Origin of the sequence: Streptomyces sp. NPDC007157, assembly GCF_040634235.1 — a bacterium.
Lineage (GTDB): Bacteria > Actinomycetota > Actinomycetes > Streptomycetales > Streptomycetaceae > Streptomyces.
This window is the reverse complement of record NZ_JBEYFE010000034.1, coordinates 69,057-86,450: the sequence shown is the minus strand read 5'-3', so window position 1 is coordinate 86,450 and position 17,394 is coordinate 69,057. Positions and strand designations below refer to the sequence as shown.

At 67.7% G+C, this 17,394-nt stretch carries 11 protein-coding genes and 1 pseudogene; 6 read left to right on the top strand and 6 right to left on the bottom strand.

Annotation, left to right across the window (positions count from 1 at the left end; translation table 11 throughout):
* Positions 1-68: 68 nt before the first annotated feature.
* Both ABZ642_RS40625 and ABZ642_RS40620 read right to left on the bottom strand, forming a co-directional pair.
* Complete coding sequence (locus ABZ642_RS40625; RefSeq protein ID WP_360494781.1) at positions 69-3,683, bottom strand: LamG-like jellyroll fold domain-containing protein; 3,615 nt, start codon at positions 3,681-3,683, stop codon at positions 69-71.
* Between the two features lie 512 nt (positions 3,684-4,195).
* A pseudogene (locus tag ABZ642_RS40620) lies at positions 4,196-4,477 on the bottom strand (DNA helicase); the annotation flags it as partial.
* 221 nt (positions 4,478-4,698) lie between these two features.
* On the opposite strand from ABZ642_RS40620, the gene ABZ642_RS40615 reads away from it, so the two are divergent.
* Positions 4,699-5,528 (top strand): IS5 family transposase gene (locus ABZ642_RS40615; protein WP_360494795.1). Its coding sequence is split into 2 segments (ribosomal slippage): positions 4,699-5,011 and positions 5,011-5,528, totalling 831 coding nucleotides; the frame shifts between segments, so codons are not numbered across the junction.
* A gap of 16 nt (positions 5,529-5,544) precedes the next feature.
* On the opposite strand, the gene ABZ642_RS40610 is transcribed toward ABZ642_RS40615, so the two are convergent.
* Positions 5,545-6,012: a hypothetical protein gene (locus tag ABZ642_RS40610; RefSeq protein WP_099938975.1), complete on the bottom strand. Its 468-nt coding sequence runs from the start codon at positions 6,010-6,012 to the stop codon at positions 5,545-5,547.
* Positions 6,013-6,303: 291 nt separating this feature from the next.
* Between ABZ642_RS40610 and ABZ642_RS40605 the strand changes: the two genes are divergently transcribed.
* Complete coding sequence (locus tag ABZ642_RS40605; protein ID WP_360494778.1) at positions 6,304-8,214, top strand: hypothetical protein; 1,911 nt, start codon at positions 6,304-6,306, stop codon at positions 8,212-8,214.
* Entirely contained in the window at positions 8,214-9,866 is a 1,653-nt protein-coding gene (locus ABZ642_RS40600) for a UvrD-helicase domain-containing protein (protein ID WP_360494775.1), read from the top strand. The genes ABZ642_RS40605 and ABZ642_RS40600 overlap by 1 nt, the downstream gene beginning before the upstream one ends.
* A 105-nt stretch (positions 9,867-9,971) precedes the next feature.
* Here ABZ642_RS40600 and ABZ642_RS40595 read toward each other — a convergent pair whose 3' ends face one another.
* Positions 9,972-10,553, bottom strand: a complete 582-nt coding sequence (locus ABZ642_RS40595; protein ID WP_360494772.1) for a hypothetical protein — start codon at positions 10,551-10,553, stop codon at positions 9,972-9,974.
* On the bottom strand, positions 10,522-13,098 hold the full coding sequence (locus ABZ642_RS40590; RefSeq protein ID WP_360494769.1) for a hypothetical protein: 2,577 nt from the start codon (positions 13,096-13,098) through the stop codon (positions 10,522-10,524). The genes ABZ642_RS40595 and ABZ642_RS40590 overlap by 32 nt, the downstream gene beginning before the upstream one ends.
* 93 nt (positions 13,099-13,191) lie before the next feature.
* Here ABZ642_RS40590 and ABZ642_RS40585 point away from each other — a divergent pair, with 93 nt between their 5' ends.
* Positions 13,192-13,683: a Tn3 family transposase gene (locus ABZ642_RS40585; RefSeq protein ID WP_360494766.1), complete on the top strand. Its 492-nt coding sequence runs from the start codon at positions 13,192-13,194 to the stop codon at positions 13,681-13,683.
* 31 nt (positions 13,684-13,714) lie between these two features.
* On the opposite strand, the gene ABZ642_RS40580 is transcribed toward ABZ642_RS40585, so the two are convergent.
* Positions 13,715-13,888 carry a hypothetical protein gene (locus tag ABZ642_RS40580; RefSeq protein ID WP_360494763.1) on the bottom strand — a complete coding sequence of 58 codons (174 nt, stop codon included), beginning with the start codon at positions 13,886-13,888 and terminating at the stop codon, positions 13,715-13,717.
* A gap of 183 nt (positions 13,889-14,071) precedes the next feature.
* On the opposite strand from ABZ642_RS40580, the gene ABZ642_RS40575 reads away from it, so the two are divergent.
* Both ABZ642_RS40575 and ABZ642_RS40570 read left to right on the top strand, forming a co-directional pair.
* A complete protein-coding gene (locus ABZ642_RS40575; RefSeq protein WP_360494760.1) occupies positions 14,072-15,133 on the top strand; it encodes a hypothetical protein in 1,062 nt (353 codons plus the stop codon).
* Positions 15,063-17,315, top strand: a complete 2,253-nt coding sequence (locus ABZ642_RS40570; RefSeq protein WP_360494757.1) for a hypothetical protein — start codon at positions 15,063-15,065, stop codon at positions 17,313-17,315. Before ABZ642_RS40575 ends, ABZ642_RS40570 begins: the two co-directional genes overlap by 71 nt.
* The last annotated feature ends 79 nt before the right edge of the window (positions 17,316-17,394 follow it).

The window sequence follows — 17,394 nt, the reverse complement described above, 5'->3', positions numbered from 1 at the left end:
GCTTCGAAGGTCGTCGGATCGCATGCCGGTACGTGTCGTCGCGGCCCGCGCCGCGATAGGTGCCGCCGTTACAGCGGAATGGGCACTTCGTTGGCGTACATCTGGTTGATGTCGGTGTCGGAGATGACCCCGGTCCACACCCGCACGTCGTCCACGAGAGCGTGGGCGAAGTCGCTGTACGCGCCGGTGCTGATCCGTCCGCGCCCGATGTTGAAGGTCCCGGTGGCCTGCCAGGACGAGGTGAACACGACACCGTCGCCGGTGTCGTCATCGGTGTCCGTGTCGCCCTGCGCGCCTTGGCGGACTCCGTTGACGTAGAGGAAGAGCTGGTGGTGGGCGCCGTCGTACACACCGGTCAGCAGGGTCCACAGGCCCGGATCGACCAGTTGTGCCGAGGCGGTGGTGGCGGGCACCTTCACCACCGTGGCGGCGGTGCCGAGAGCGTCTGCGGTGGTGCGGCCGAACACCCAGTTCCCCTGCTTGGAGCCCGCCGCCTGGTCGTACCACAGACCCCACGAGTCACGGACACCGCCGGACTGGGTGGCGATCCGCATGTGGTGGGCCACCGTGGTGTCGGACAGCGCGTCCACGTCGAGCTTGGCCCAGGCAGCCACGGTGAAGTCGCCCTGCGAGTCGACGATCGGGCCGTTCGCGGTGGCGTTGGCCGTTGACGTGCCATCCAGGGAGAGGACGTTGCCCTTGCCGCCGTCGGTGTCGGTGGCCCAGGAGCCGCCGCCGGCGACCGTGGCCGTATGCCCGTATCCGGAGGAGTCCGAGGCGCTGGTGCCCGTGGTCTCCTCCAGCTTCCAGTCGGCGGCGAGCGCTGGCTGAGCGTGGCCGGTGTTCGGGTCGGTCATCGCCTGGAGGTCGGCGATCTCCTCCTCGGACAGGATCCGGTTCCAGGCGGTCACCTCGTCGACCTGGCCCGGGAAGTAGTCGGTGAACGCACCCCCGGCCTGTCCCCGGGCGATCTGCAGGCCGCCGGTGCCCTGCCAGGGCGTGGTGAAGGAGACCGGGTCACCCTGCGGTACACCGTTGACGAACAGCTGGACGGTCTGCTCCTGTGCGTCGTACACACCCATCACGTGTGTCCAGACGCCCACTTCGGGCGTGGTGGTACCGACCGAGCGGACGATCGTCGGCGCTGCTACGTCCGTGGTGTACCGGTTGAAGACCCACGCGTTGTAGGAGGTCGAGTAGTAGATCGCGAACGCCGAACCGCTGACGCCCGCCTGCGCGACCGCGACCGCGTTGTGGGAGTTACCGGTCAGCCGGGCCCACGCCGAGATCGTGAAGCTCTTGGTGGTGTCCAGGACCGACGAGCCGGTCGCCGCGTACGACGATGTGCCGTCCGTCTGAAGAGACTTGCCGAGCCGGGCGAGGGAGGACCAGCCGGCCGAACCGGCCAGGGCCGCCGTGCGGCCGCCGATGTCGTCGCTGGCCGTGCTGCCGGTGCCCTCGTCGAAGGACCAGTGGGCGACAGGGCCTACGCCCGGCGCGACCTTGAAGGTGTACGTGTAGCTGGCCGAGGCGTTGCCCGCCGCGTCCCAGGTCTGCACGGTCAGGGTGTTGACCCCGCGCATGTCGGGCGCCAGGGACACCGCATAGCTGGTGGTCGCGGTGGTGAAGGTCTTGGTCCGCACCGGGTTGTCGTTGAGCTGGTAGGTGTACTTGACCACGTCCGAGGCCCCGTTGGCCTTGAGCGTGAACGAACCCGGTGCGCCCACACCGCCGTAGGCCGTGCAGTCATCCGGACTGTCAGGGCTCGCGCACTCCTGGTACGTCGCCGAGTCGACGTCCGGCTGCACCGGCGCCGAGGAGTCGATCCGGAACCAGCATCCGCTCGTCCATCCCGAGTACATGTAGGCGGTCTTGCCGTTGAAGGAGTACTTGTACTCACTGCGGGCGCGGAACCAGTACGTCTGCCCGTTCGTCAGCCCCGGAGACGTCCACGTGCCCGTGGTACCGGACGTCGTGTACGCCGACGGACTGCCCGAACCGGCCAGCGGATCGGTGGCATCGGCGTCGTACTTGTACACCTGGAAGTCGGGACGCAGCGTCGACTGCGAACCGTCCGCCGACTTCGGCGCGGCACCCAGTGTGGGCGTCGTGTCCCGGATCACGGCGGCCGTGGCACGGCTCGTCGCACACGCCAGATTCGGGTTGGACAGCTTCACACCCGTCGGCACGGACGGCTTGGACACGAAGGTCACCGACAGGGTCGGCTTGTGGTCCGACGGCGAGGCGAACTGCTTCCAGGCAATGTCGTCCCCCTCGTCGGCGGCCTGCAGCCCGAGCGTGGTGGTCGAAGACGACTGCCCCGCGGTGTAGCTCACCGCACCTGTGGCGTCGAAGTCGACATTCCCACCGGGGCAGGAGGACGAGTAGCCCTTGGCCGTGGAGACCGAGTCCACCTGGTCGGACCAGGCCGGCTGCTTCGACCAGGTCGTGGACGACGAGATCGTTCCGGTGCGCCACAACTGCACGGCCTTGTCCGTGCAGTTGGCCGACCACACCTCCAATGCCTGGAAGGTCGCCGACAGGATCTTCTTGCCGCCCAGCGTGTGCGTGTCGAACTGGTAGAACGACCGCGCCTTCTTGTTGTCCACCCACGCGTCGTAGCCGACACCCAGCGCATGCGAGGTTTTCCAGAACGACGTCGAGGGCGAACTCGTCCACACCGTCGTCCACCCCGAGAGGGAGGCGCTGGTCGTCTGAGGATCCAGCACCACAGGGTAGGTGGTGCCAGGGTCGTCGAGGAATGACCGCGCGGGCTTCAGGGTCAGTGCGTCGTCCGAGACCGTCACGTCCATGACGGTCGACCGGGCGCCGGGAGCCGGCCCGTTCAGTGCGCTTTCGTCTGCGGCAGCAGTCATGCGCGCAGGACTGGTCACGGCGTACGACGCCTGTGAGGCAGTACCGTACGAAGCCGCCGACGCAGTCGTCGAGCCGGTACCCGACGAGGCGGCCGGCGCGGCCGAGGAGTCGTACATCAGCGCCGTACCCGTAGTGAAGACCGGCCGCCCCTGGCCGTCGACGAAGGCGGCACCGCCGGAGTGCGTGTCGTGCGCGGACACACCGTCGACCGAGACGGGGAACCGAATGCTCGACAGATCCGTGTTCTGCGCGGCGTCTCGCGACTTGACCACCAGGTTTTCACTGAAACCGTCCGGTGTGGCCTGTACGACCAGGTCTGTCCCGGGCATGACATTCTGATAGGTCGCCGTAGCACCCGCCAGCGTCGGCGCAGGCAACGTCCACGGAGAGCCGACACTGTACGTCTTCCCGTCCTGAGTGATGCTTGCCAGAGGGTCACGCACGCCACCCCCCGAGAAGACGATGTCCGCCGCGGCGGCCTTCGGTACGACCTTGCCGGACGACGTCGTCTGCAGGTCCGTGTCGACCGGCACCCAGCCCGACGCCTTCTCCGCGCGCACCGGCACCGGATCGAACTCGACCGAGAACGTGCCGTCCGGCTGCGCCGTGACGAGTTGCGTGGGGGTCGTCTCCGCGCTCACCTCAACGGGCGAGCCGGACGCCGCAGCCTTCTGCGACGCGACTGCCTCGGGCGACAGATCACTTGCACTGCCGCCAGCCGCCGCCGGCGAGGACTCCGCCGCGGCCGCACCGACCGCCTGGACGCCCGCGACGCCCAGCAGCTGCACAAGGAGCGCCGATGCCACGACAGCACGGCACACCCCCCCACCCCGCCCCATGTCCCCCACCTTGCGTTCACATGTTTCTTACAGTCCGGGTGATCAAAACCCAGGGAATTGCGACTGTCAATCACTCACCAAGTCCACCAGTGCGACCAAAACGGCCCATAAGTTATTGCAAAATAGGCAAAGGAATGGCAAGGGCTTCCTGTGTGTATACACCATGAAACAGCAAAGAGAAGCGGTCGATTCATCGTCTGGATCTGCGAGTAAACAAAAAGATTGACAAAGGAAGTGAAAATTACATCGTCCGCTTCGAGCCACATCGACGACTGCTAGAACTCGTCGGCTGTGTTTCGGCACAGTCCCGGACATTGGCCTGCCTGCAACCGATCCAAAACACAACGCATGCACACTTTGCGGGAGAGTTGAGATGTCACACCCTGACGAACCGCATCCACCTGATTGAGCGCCGCACCCTCACCAAGCAGCAGGGCATGGAACGACACCAGCCCCTCTCCGACGGCCTGCCGACCCGGCAGCCAGCGGTTGGCCTCATGGGCAAGGTCGGGGCCGAGACGGAAGGACTGCAACTGGGCCAGGTGGCTACCGCCGAAGCCCGCCATGATGCCTTTGGCGCAACGCCGCTGATAGATGGCCTGGGCGGGGCGGAGTCACCGACCGTGACGTTGAGGGTGGTCGCGCTGGTTGAGGGAGATCTGTTCGACGACGGGGTTGGTGTCCTGGGCTTCGTCCAGGAGCAGAAAGTCAGCGTCGATGCGAGGTCGGGTGAGGGCCCAGATTTTCAGGCATTGGTCGTGGCCTAAGGGCTTGCTGGAAAACAAGTCGTGGCTTCCAGCTGCGGGGATCGTTGTTCTGGTATGGGGAGACCGGAGGGGATCGAGACCGTCCTGGCGGCGAAGTTCCAGGCATTGTTGCCGCATCTGGACGAGCGTCAGCGCCGGCTGGCCCTAGAGCGTGTCTCTTTGATCGGTTAGTCAGTTGATCGAATGTGTCTGTCCGGTTAGTGATCACTGATGCGATGTGGGGCCGGATCGAGTCGCTGATGCCGGCCGATCCGGTCCGCGGTCGGCGATGGGCCGACCATCGTCGGACCCTTGAGGCCATCGCGTGGAAGTACCGCACTGGTTCGCCCTGGCGGGACCTGCCGGACGAACTCGGCTCGTTCCAGACCGCTCACAAACGGCTGATCCGGTGGGCCGTGGACGGAACCTGGGAAAGGATCCTCACCGCAGTCCTGGCCGCAGCCGACGACCGTGACAACATCGGTTGGATCGTGTCAGTGGACTCCACCGTCTGCCGGGCCCACCAGCATGCCGCCGGGGCCAGGAAAAAGGGGCGCCGGACCGGGCCGAACCCGACGACCAAGCGCTCGGACGTTCCCGTGGCGGCCTGAGCACGAAGGTCCACCTGGCCAGCGACAGTCACGCTCGCCCTCTGACACTCCGCGTCACCGCCGGACAGGCCGGCGACGCACCAGCCTTCGAAGCCGTGATGGCAGGCATCCGTGTTCCGCGAAACGGGCCGGGAAGGCCAAGGACCCGGCCGGATGCCGTTCTGGCGGACCGCGCGTATTCGTCCCGCGCGATCCGGGGGCATCTCCGCCGGCGCGGGATCCCTGCCGTCATTCCCCAGCCGTCCGACCAGGTGGGACACCGTCTGCGACGAGGCCGCGCAGGCGGTCGACCGCCTGCGTTCGACGCCCAGACATATAAGCAGCGCAACACAGTCGAACGATGTATCAACCGGCTCAAGCAATGGCGTGGTCTGGCCATGCGGACGGACAAGCTCGCCATCGCGTACCAGGCAGCACTCCAATTCGCCGCCATCCTGCTCTGGGCGCGATGCTGACCGAGCGGAATGTCTGTCAGCTGCCGTAAAAGAACAGCTCAAGATCCTCCATGGACCCTGGCCCGGTCAGGAAGCCCTCCGCCTGGGCGATCTCCTTCTCTGGTGGTACCTGACGCTCTCGAAGAAGCTGTGTCATCCACTTCTCACCCTGCTCGCCGATCGCGTAGATGCCGGACAACAGTTCGGCCATACCCGCAGGGTGCTGCGGGCTGCGCCCGACCACGGGCTGGAGTTCCCACCCCCCTGCTCGGGCAGCGAGCCGGAGTACCCCAGCCCAATTGGCGATCCGCCCGATACGTACGTGCCACGAGTCCTCGGTGAACGGAGCCAGTCGACCGCCGTGCAGGGCATTGGTCGCGGCCATGATGTCCGCCACCACCTGCCGCTCCACAGGATCACGAACCCAGCGCCCCTCCTGCGCCTCCTCGATAGCGGCCGACCACCACTCCCATGCGCCGTCCAGCCGGGCCGTGAATGTATCCATCCCGACAGAATCCCACGCATGTGGCCGTCAACCGTCAGGCGGGGGCCGATGCCTCCAAGAGCCAACGGATCAAAGAGACACGCTCTAGTCCCAGACGGGCTGAGCAGCCAGACTGTCACAGCTGTTGGCCGAGTCGAGACCGCCGGACGACCTGCGAGCGAAGAGGCCGGGCGCCAACATCCGCCGGGGACAGCTGCGGGGGTGGCCAGGTACACGGCAGATGTTCGCAGTCGGTGGATTCGGCTCCGACCTGGCGTCTGTGTTATGGATGACAGGGTGCGAGTGACACGGGTGCTGATCGAAGGCTTCAGAGGTTGGGGACATCTCGATGTCCGTCCCGGTAGCCATGTATTGCTGGCGGGGGTTCCCCGCGCGGGGCGTACCAATCTGATCACAGCCCTTGCCCGGGTCCTGGATCCAGATGCCGCACGTGGCGCCGCACTGTCCGATCTGCATCAGCGGCCGGTCATCCTCGATGATGCTGACTCTGCTCCGGCTGAAGCGGGCGGCGATGACGCCGAGGTGCCGGAGCAAGAGGCTGTGGAAGCACCAGCCGCCGATGATGTCGGCACGGAGGGTGTGGCAGGAAAGGACGCGTCCGGCGCCACCGACACCACACAGCAGGATCCTCCTGCGGTGCTGCGGCGGGTGGAGGCTGCCCAGGTCGAGGTGACGCTGACCGATTTCGATCCCGATGTGCAGCAGTTGCTCGATGGGGCCCTGGAGCCGTTGGAGGACTCCGGGTGCGCGAGTGAGGATCCTGATGCGTCTGCGGATGCCCCGCTGTGTGTGCGGCTGGCCTATCGCCTGAGCTATGACGAGGAAAGCGAATCGCTGGAGTCGGTGGTGTACTTCCCGGCGCGCAGCAACCCGGCGCTCGGCCAGTACTCCAGGGTTCCTGCCGCCACCCGGCGGATGCTGCCGGTGGTCACCCTCGATGCCGGCCAGCCTCTGCAGTTGCGTGCCGGTGCCGGTTTGCGGCGCATCCTCGACGAACGGGATGCCAAGGCCGGTGCCGCGGCATTCGAGGCCCTGGCCCAGGCCGTCGCGGAGGCCGTGTCAGCGCTGTCGGCCGACACAGCTGTGGCCGAAGCCGTCAACGCGGTGCTCGCCGTCGGCGGGACCGGGGAACGGATCGGCGATACGCCCCTCACCGCGGAGCAGGTCGGCTTCCGTACCGAGGACGGGTCGGTGGCCGCATTGCTGCGGACCCTACGCGCGGCTCTGCATCTGGATGCGGGCGGCATGCTCGGGCTGGCACAGCACGGCAGCACGGTCAGCGCGGTGTTGTCGATGGCCGAGGCGATGCTGCTGGCCACCGTGCCCGGAGCCGTGGTGCTCGCCGACGACTTCGGTGACCAGCTGGACGCTCCGGCCACCGAGCATCTGGCGGCCCTGCTGCGCGCCCGCTCGGGGCAGGTGTGGCTGTCCACCCGGCGGCCGGAAGCCGCCCGGGCCTTTGAGCCCACCGAGGTCATCCGGCTGGCGCGGCACGGCGGCGTCCGCTCCCACCATCAGCTGACAAAGATCATGGACCGCAAGGCGCTGGTTGCGATGCGGCAGTGGCACACCCAGCTGCTGGCCGCACTGACCGCCCCGACGGTTGCCATCACCGAGGGCCCGCACGACGTGGCCGTACTGAGCATGGTCGACCGCCGCAGGCCCCCCTCCTCCCTTCCTCTGTCCGCGCACGGGGTGCGTCTGGTCGCTTCCGGTACCGGAGGCGAGGGGGGCATCAGCCAGATCCCCCGCGTCGCCAACCTGGCGCGCCAGCTGGGCTTCCGCGTCCTGGCGGTAATCGACCGCGACAAGGACAGCGCCCAGACCACCGACGAGCTCACCAAGATCCAGACCGCCTGCGACGCGGTGGTTCGGCTACCTCCCGGAGCCATCGAGCAAGCTATGTCCGCTGGCCTCCCGCTCCAGGCGCTCGCCGACGCCAGCGCCACGCTCACCGAGTACGGCATCCCCGACCCCATGGGCGGCCAGCTCACCGATGCTGCAGTGACTAACCTGTGCAAGGTGATCCACAAACAGGGCCTGCACGAGCAGTTCCTGGAAGCTCTCTACGTCGAACCCAACGCCCCGCACCCGCCGGTGGTCTCCATGACGCTGGCCCTGCTGGAACTGGCCGCCGACCCCTCCTACAGCGGGCAGTCACTAATCGATGTGCCCACCGTGTCACGGCCGGCAGCCACCTGATGGCCTATCAGGCACGCGCGGACCAGCGCGCGGTGATCGAGAGCGCTGCGCCGGTCCTGGTGGTCAGCGGCGGCGCCGGCACGGGCAAGACCACGACCGCGGTAGCCGCCGCCCGCGCTCATCTGGAAGCCGAGGACGAGAAACTGCTGCGACTGCGGCAGGAAGCGGCCCGACGCGGGCAACGCGCTCAACTGCCGTCCGCAGCAAGGGTGTTGTTCCTCTCCTTCTCGCGTACTGCCGTCGCCCAGATCATCGACCGCGCTGCCAACGTCATCGGAGAACTGCGGCCGCGGCTGGAGGTATCGACCTTCCACGGCTTCGCCTGGAGGGTCATCACCGGCTTCGGTGCGCATCACGGCTATCCACCTCCGCAAAGCGTGCTCAGCCAAGCCAACCAAACCGTGCCCGGGGCCCCTGTCGGGCTGACATACAGCCAGCTCATGCCGGCCGCCAGCCAACTGCTGGCCCTGGACAAAGTCCGCGACCACTACGCCGGGCGCTACACCCTCGTCATCTGTGACGAGTTCCAGGACACCGACGCCACCGAGTGGGCCTTCCTGCAGCAGATCGCCCCCGCAGCGCGGCGCATCCTGCTGGGCGACGTCAACCAGAGCATCTATGAGGGCTCGTTCAAGCCCGGCGTGAATCCCGCGGCCCGGATCGCGGAGGCCATGGCGCTGCCCGGCGCCCGCCGTATCGACCTAGAGGCGGCCAGCTACCGTGATCCCTCCGGGGTGCTGCCCGCCGCCGCGGAAGCCGCCCGTCAGCGCCGCTTCTCCGACCCCGCCCTCCGCACAGCCGCCCAGCAGGGCCGCCTCGCCGTCACCCGGATCACGGACGACACCGGCTACGCGCAGGTCATCGAACTCGCCCGCGCTGCCCGTCAGAAGAAGCACACCGTCAGCATCTTCACCCACACCAATGTCGCCACCACCTCGCTGTCCGACGCCCTGACCGAGGCCGGCCTGGTCCACGAGCAGGTCGGCTTCACCGAGGCCCACGCCGAAGCACTTTCCGCCCAACTCGCCCTCGTCCAGTTCGCGCTCGGGCAGAAGGGCGTCCAGGTCCGGCGGGCGCTGGCTGTGTTTGTCACCGCGTGCCTGCGCGGCCGCGGGCTTTCCCCGCTCGCACGGCAGATGCTGGACAAGTCCAACCCTGTGCTGCAGCGGGCCTTGCGGGCACTAGCGCTGGATCTACGCTCAGCGGGAAGCGGCCCAAACGCCGACATCGACCGCCTGGCCGACATCGTCACCGGCGCCTACGCACGCATCGGAACCTTCCGCGGCCAGGAAGCCTGGCTCCAGGCCGCCCCCACCACCCGCCGTGCACTGCGCCTACTCAAGCAAGACCAGAGCATCACGGCGGTGGCCGAAGAACTCCACCGCGCCCGCGACGAGACCCTGGTAGGCGATGCCCGGCCGCGCCCGCGGCCGGTGCAGGTGATGAACCTCCACCAGACCAAGGGACGCGAAGCCGACACCACCATCCTGCTGCTGGCCGACGACGAGTACTACGGCCCGGAAGGAGAGCCCTTCCCTACCGGCTCACGACTGCTCTACGTCGTCATGACCCGCGCCCGGCGCCAGGCACACCTGGTCGTGCCCGGCCGCTCCCATCCTCTGTGGGCACCCCTCATCGCCGCGTTGGAATAGCGTCCCCGCCCCGCCCGCAGTCGCGTGATCGGCTCGTCGGCGCAAAGTCCCAAACCCGACGCAGGCAAGGGGGCGGCGTGCGCGACGAGTCCGGCGCGAAGTGCCCTACGTGGCGTTGGGGTCCGGCAGCCGCGCGGTCCGTCCGGCGGCCTGGCGGACTTGGCGGTTGGCATCCTGTCGCATCCGGGCGAGCAGGCTGTGCCCATCAGGCAGATTTCGGGCGAGATTGACACGCACGCGCCAGTCTGGGTCGTCGGCGAGGAGGTTCCTGCACAGACTGAGGCCGGTGCTGTCGGCGTTGCTGAGGGAGGTGGCAAGGCAGCGGATCCATGGCTGATGGTGGACGGCCAGGGTGGTCAGCGGAGGCAGAAGGTCCGGTGCCAGGTGGTTGAGGGCCCGGGCAATCAGTCGCGCTTCTGCGTCGGCGGCATGCCGGAGCTGCGTCAGGGCCAGGGTGACGATGCTGTCCGCCGTGTCCGGGTCGGTGCCGGCCAGCCGCGCGGCACTCACCAAGCCCTGCTGGGGCAGCAGAGACGGGCCCGTGCGGAAGCGGAAGCGGTCCAGAGGGTGATCCCGTGTGAGCTCCTCGCCTTGGTCGGCCGTGAGTTCGCCGCGGGCAGCCCGCAACGCGAGCTCCACGTACGGCTTTTGCTCGTCACGCGGCAGGGCCAAGGCGGCCACGGTCATTGCGTCGAGAACCCAAGGCTGTTCGCCCTGTCCCGTGGGCTCTTCCACTTGTGCGGCGAGCCGCGGCGCCCAGGGCCTGAGCACGGTGGGCGGCAGCACCTGTTCGCCCAGCAGGACCAGCTCTGCGGGGCCGAGCTGCGGGCGGTCGCCGGGCTCGGCGCCGGGGTCCCGGCCGAGCCTGCCGGAGATCGGAGATGACCTCGCGGCACACGACCGGTTCAGCGCCCGCCAGCAGGAGCAGGCGCAGTGCGTCGAGGCTTCCTTCGCGTGCTGGCGCCGTGCAGGCCTTGGCGACGATCTGCGGGTGGCGGCTGAATAGTTCCTCGCCATGGGTGACGACGGTGCTGATGAGGTCACTGTTGCTCAGTGCGGCCCGGGTCAGCCGCTTTACGGCTGCGGCGGCCAGCGTGTCGTGTGCCTCGGATGCCGCGGCCAGGGCCCACGCCTGTGCCCGCATCGTGGTGAAGCGGGCTGGCGCGGCGGCCGGATCGGCTATGGAAGTTGTGCGCTGTGTCTGGGAGGGTGTGGCCGCGGGGGCGAGTTTGGCGAGGGCGCCCCAGGCGGCGTCGGGGAGGGCGATCAGGCTGGTCTCGCGGGCGGCTTCGGTGGCTACCTCTTTCAGGGCGGCGTCGATCCATGTCCTGGCCGAGCTGTCGGTGAGCGCGTCGGCCATGCGTTCGGTGATGGCGAAGGCGCAGGTGCGTTCCCAGGTCGGCCGGCTGGCTAGGTCCTCGGGCGCGGGCCAGTCCAGCGCCTGGGCGGGCAGGTCCAGGATGAAGGTGCGCACGGCCTTGGCGCTTTCGGCTACGCCGGCGTTCATGAGGTGGGTCATCGCCGTGGCGGTGTTTCCGACTTTCATGTGCAGCCGGGCCATGAGCTGCTCGGCCTCGTACTGGTGTCCCCAACTGCCCATGGCGACGGCACGCCGGCGGTACTGCAGAAGGTGTTGGCGGGCGTCGTGGAACTTCTCTCGTATCAGGTCGAACATGGCCGATGCCCGGGTGTCGTGGAGGGCGGGCAGAACGCTGTCATGGCTGGTCTGACGCAGGACCTGCTCGAAGCCGTGGGCGCTGAAGATCTTCTCGGGGTCGTCGAGGGCCTGCGGAGTGCGGCTGAGGACCAGGCGCTGGGCGGCAAGCCACTCCCCTGCGTCCTGGTGGGTGCGGGCCGCCAGTGCCAGTTCGACCGCATCGTAGTAGCCGTTGACGGCGCCGTGCATGTCGCCGGTGGTGGCCAGGAAGCGGGCGCGGCGGGCAGCGAGCAGACCACGGACGGGAATCGGGTAGGTGTGGCGGGCTGTGCGGTGCAACTCGCGCCAGGCGTCGCCGCTGGGGTCAGCGTCAGCCAGGCAGGCTCGCAGACGGGCGGTGTCCAGGTCGCTGGCGCTGGCGGTCTCGGCGGTCGCGGTGAAGCGTTGTGCGCGCTGGGTCACCAGCTCTGTTTGGTGCTGTGCCAGGGCGTGCTCGGCGAACAGGGTGGCTGCCTGGAGCACGCTGGGATCGTCGACCTGTTGGGCGTCGAGGTGCACGGCGACGTCCTCGAGGGTGACGTGGTGCTCGAATTCGAACTCGGCCAGACTTCCCAGGGTGTTCACCGTGCGGATCAGCGCATCGTCCGCCTCCACGTGCTCCTCCGCCAAGCGGAGCAGAATGGCGCGGGCCTCGAACGCACGGTCCTCCACCAGATCGCGGGCCATCCGGGCCACGTCCACACGCACGGCCGCGTCGGAGTCGCCGGCCGCGTGCAGCGCCGCAGCCTGCCGAGCGCGCAGCGCCCGGGCGTAAGGGCGATACAGGGTCTGTTCGAGCTGTTCCGCGATCCGGCCGTATGCCGCGGCGGCCGTCGCGGGATTCTCCTGCCGGGCCTGGTCTGCGGCGGTGAGGTCCCCGTCCAGCCCGAGGTGGGCGACCGGGCCCCGCAGCAGCGCCTGCGCATCGGGTCCCTCGTTCGCCTCCGCAGGCGAGAGGGCGGGCGCCGGGGGTACCGGGCAGAACAACTGGGTGGTGGCCGCACCGAAGAACGCGGTCACGATGTCTGGATGCGGGCGCAGCAGCTCCGACAGGCGCTTGCGGTTCCACAACTCGATCTGCAGGTCCGGGTATGTGCCGCGCAGCTCGAACAGTTTCTCGCCGATCTCCGTGCGGATTGCGTCGTGGGTGGTGACCACGACCAGTCGACTCGCCCCGAAGGGCCGCTTGCCCAGCGCGTAGCGGCCCACCGCGTGTTCGAGGTCGTACGGGGTGAACTCCTTCAGGCGTTTGGCCTGGAAGACCGCCGCGTTCCTGCCCGTCACACCGACGACGTCGATGCCGTGCTGGTTTTGCCCCCGCTCTCCGTAGAGCCAGGTCTCCTCCCAGCCCTCCACCCGCCGTACCAGCCACGCCACCAAGTGCTCGACGCTCTCCCACTGAAGGTCTCCGGTGTTGAGCAGGTGCGGCGCCGATACCGTCAACGGCCGCGCCGTCGCCGACGGGGCCGCCAGCAGGCGGTGGTCCCCCTCCATCCTGCGGACCAGCTCGTCGCGCGCCGCTTCCTCGTCAGCCATGGCAGCGACCCTACGGCCCGCCGCTGACAACGCCCCGCCCTGCATGGCGGCGGAAGCTGCCCAGCAGACAGGACAGTCGGCGCGCACGTGTAGATGGACAAGTCACAGTATTCTGCGCTGCGGCTGACCGTCTTCGACATCGCGGACCGCCTGGGCTCGTGGCGCAACAGTTCCGTGGGGCCGGATCCGGCTGCGTTGCGCTTCACTTGTCAGGGACCTTGCGGCCTGTGTAGACCTGCGCTCCAGTGGGATATCAGGGAGAGAGCTGACCGTGGTGGAGTCCTGGAACGCGCCGGAGCAGTCATTTACTACGGCAAGGGCGGGGAGTTCTCCTCCAACCGTCGTGAGGAAGTGGAAATGGTCCCGTTGCACCTCCCGATTTTCCAGGCGCCAGTGGACGTCAACACCCTCATGCTCCCGGAGGTCCTCGCCGAATCCGCCTGGGCTCAACGGCTTGGCCCAGCCGACCGGCGCGGTCTGACCCCGATGTCCTGGAACCATGTTCGCCGCTGCGGCGGGGTCCGCTGCGACCTGGGCACCCGGCCGGCTCTCGGCGGCGACGTACCCCGGTGGGAGGCCCGGTGACGCGAACAGCGCGGAGGCGCGCGGCGGGCCGTCACCTGCGGCTACCGCGTACGGCACGGATCACCTCGGCCACGGCCTTCAGCGCCGTGGCGCGGTCGCCCGAAGCAGTGTCCTTCACCGCGACGATGACAACCACCACGGCCGTGACGGCCGCGACCAGCGTGACAGCCACCGGCACCATCAGGGCCCAGGCACTGACGTTCATGGCATTCCCTCCATCCGCACGACCGTCGGTCGGGCCGTGCAAGGGACATCACAGCCGACCCGCCGAAAGCGTTGAAGCCTTGCCGGACCGAGCGGATACCGGCGCCAAAAGCCCAGTTCACACGGGCGCTGGGCCGCTTTCGGGACGGATCCGACGGATCCGCAAGAGCGTAGGGAGCCTGCAGTGAGCAAGAGGTCGGACCGGAGTCTCGAACGACAAGTCCTGCGCTCGGAACTGCGCAAGCTGGAGGCCGCTGCGCTTCAGGGCAGAGACCGCACGGACGTCATCGCCGAGATTAACCGGCGTCTGCAGCAGGATCAGCTTCCCCCGCTCCCCACCACCACCGTGGGTGGCTGGTTCGAAAAGGGCACTCCAGCCAAAGACTTCAAGTTCCTGTGGACACTGGTCGGGGTGCTCCTGGAGTGGTCCGGGCAGCCCCGGCCCGACACCCTCACCGGACCGGCCCGCGCCAGAGCGGCAGGCCGTTGGACCCACGCGGAGGAACTGTGGAAGAGGCGGTGGGAACAGGCCAGGGCATCTCAATCCGCCAGCGACGCACCCTCCGGGAACAACCCTGCCGTGAAGGCGTACCTGGCCGCGGTACGCAAGAGCGCACAGGCACACCCATACCTCGATACCCGGGGCGATACGCGCCTGCCGGCCCTGACTGATGTCTACGTAAGCCAGTGGACAACAGGAACGGGCGGCCTCCCGCAGCCTGCCGAGAAGGTCTTTCAGACCGATGCAAGCATGTGCGTGCTCGTGGCTCCAGCGGGAGCCGGCAAGTCGACGCTGCTGCGCACTCGCCGGGGCAATTTGGCTGAGTCCTGGCTGAACAGCACGACAGGCAAGACCATCCCCGTCCTCGTCAACGCGACCGCCCTGACCACGATAGACCCGCTTCCAGTAGCACTGGCCAAAGCAGCAACAGGCGAGCTGAAGCAGTTCGGGCTGCTGGACGAACTGACATCCGACTTCTTCCGTCGCCCCCCGCGCCCTGGGACGACCTGGCTGGTGCTGGTCGACGGCCTTGACGAGATTCCCGACACTGGCCTCCGCGGTACCGTTCTGCAGTTGCTCACCAACGCCGCGACGGCCGAGCCCACTCTGTACCGGTTCGTCATAGCAACCCGCCCCCCTGCACACACGGGAACTCGACACCCTCGGCACGGGTTTGCCCCGCTTCGAACTGCAGAGCTTTTCCCGCGGCGACCTGTACGCCTACGCCACCCGTTGGTTCCATGATCTGGACGACCCCTGCGGCCATGCCGAGGCGTTCCTGGCCGGGCTCGAGCGCTCTCGCATGGACGCCCTGGCCCGCACCCCGCTGATGGCCTCCATGCTGTGCCAGCTCTACTCAGCAGCCCCGGCCCGCCCTCTGCCCGAGGGGCGCACTGGCGCCTATCAGGCATTCGTCGAACTCGTCTACGAGCAAAACGCTCACAAGAACATCAGAGACATCCACGACCAAGCGATCAGTGGTTTCAGACACCGCCACCAGATCCCTCACGATGTCGCGGCCGCTGAACAGGCCGCACAACAGGTGCGTGACCACCTGTCAGAGATCATCGATCACCTTGCCTACGAAAGAATCAACGGTGCCACCTCCCCCGCCGTGGAGGTCATGTCCTCACATCTGCACGTCAATCGTCCACGCAAGGTCAAAGAGAACGTATGGACGTCGTTCCTTGAGGACCTTCTACGTCCCACGGGCTTGCTGATCCAGCGCGCAGACGACCTCAACTTCCTCCACCACTCCCTTCTTGAGTACCACGCCGCCCGCCACGCCACTCGCGACGAGCGTGTACGTGCCCAGCTGTTCCTTGATCTGACCACCACCTCAAACGCAACCAGCCTCAAGGGTTTAGGGCCGGCCTTACTCGCCCCGTCCTACCTCGACTTCCTCCTCGACCAGCTTCTCGCCGCCGATGACAACACCACGGCCCAGACCACTCGATACCTGGAAACGCTGACAACGCACGCAACAGACGCCGATTTCCTCATCACCCAAGTCGACTTGGGCACCAGCCTCCCTCCCGGCCTCTCCGCTGTCGTCCTGACCAACCGTGCCCGAGACGCCACCTTGTACGGCATCGACCGGCTTCACGCGGCTGAGGCGCTTACCCGGGTGCATGGGTACCGGGATCAGGGAGCCGCCTGCCTGACCGCCCTGGTTCAAGAGTCCCTGCCTTACTGGCACCGGCTTCACGCGGCTGAGGCGCTTACCCGGGTACATGGGTACCGGGATCAGGGAGCCGCCTGCCTGACCGCCCTGGTTCAAGACATCACCCTCCACATCAGTGCCCGTCTGTGGGCAGCCCAGATGCTGGCCCAAGTGGGTGGCCACGAGGACGAGGGCGCCGCCCACTTGGCGCGCATGGCACAGGACACCGCCCTGGAAGGCCGGGTCCGAGACGGCAATCCCCGCCTGTGGGCAGCCCAGATGCTGACCCAGGTGGGTGGCCACGAGGACGAGGGCGCCGCCCACTTGGCGCGCATGGCACAGGACACCACCCTGTCCGGCCCCGAACGCGTACACGCGGCAACACAACTGACGCAGGTGGGTGGCTACGAGGACGAGGGCGCCGCGCATCTGGCTCGCCTGGCACAGGACACCACCCTGCACAAATTCGACCGCAGACCCGCGGCTGAGGTGCTGGTCCGGGTACACGGACATCGGGATGAGGGCGCCGCCTGTCTGACCCTCCTGGCCTGCACAACTTCGGACGGCCCTGGCGACGTCTGGGCGGCCAAGGCTCTGACCGGGATAGATGAATACCGGAATGAGGGCGTCGCCCACCTGGCTCGCCTGGCACAGGACACGACCCTGAATGGCCTCGACCGAGTAGATGCGGCGGCACAGCTGGCCCGAGTAGGTGGGCACGAGCATGAGGGCGTCGCCCACCTGATCCACCTGGCGCAGGACACAACTCTGCGCTCCGGTCTTCGGTTGTCAGCAGCCAGAGATCTGGCCTACGTGGAGGAGGGCGGTTACAGGGACTACTACCCGGAGGACGACTACCACGACGACGACGTCCTGATGGAGGCGGCACAGGCCCTGGAACGGGTGGCGTGGGACGATCGCCGCTATGCAGCCCTGCTATCCCGCTTGGCCCAGGACACCACGCTGCACAGCATCGACCGACTGGACGTGGCGTCGGAACTGACCGAGGTGGATGGGTATGAACATGAGGCCGCCGCCTGCCTGGTTGCCCTAGCTCAGGACACGACGCTGCATCCCCAAGCCCGTCTACGGGCGGCCCATGTTTTGGCTCAGCTGGGAGGAAGTGAGGATGCGGCCGCCGCTTACCTGGACGGCCTCGCCACCCAGCACGCCACCCGGCACAAAGAAATACGTCGGCGAGCATCTGAGGCTCTGGCAGCACTACGAGACGGACGCGCCGATGACGGCAAGGACGTTCGCTAGGGACACCTCCAACGAACCAAACGTGACCCTGCCCAGCGGGAACCAGCAGCCAGCGCAGAGACTCCCCGCGCATCCCTAC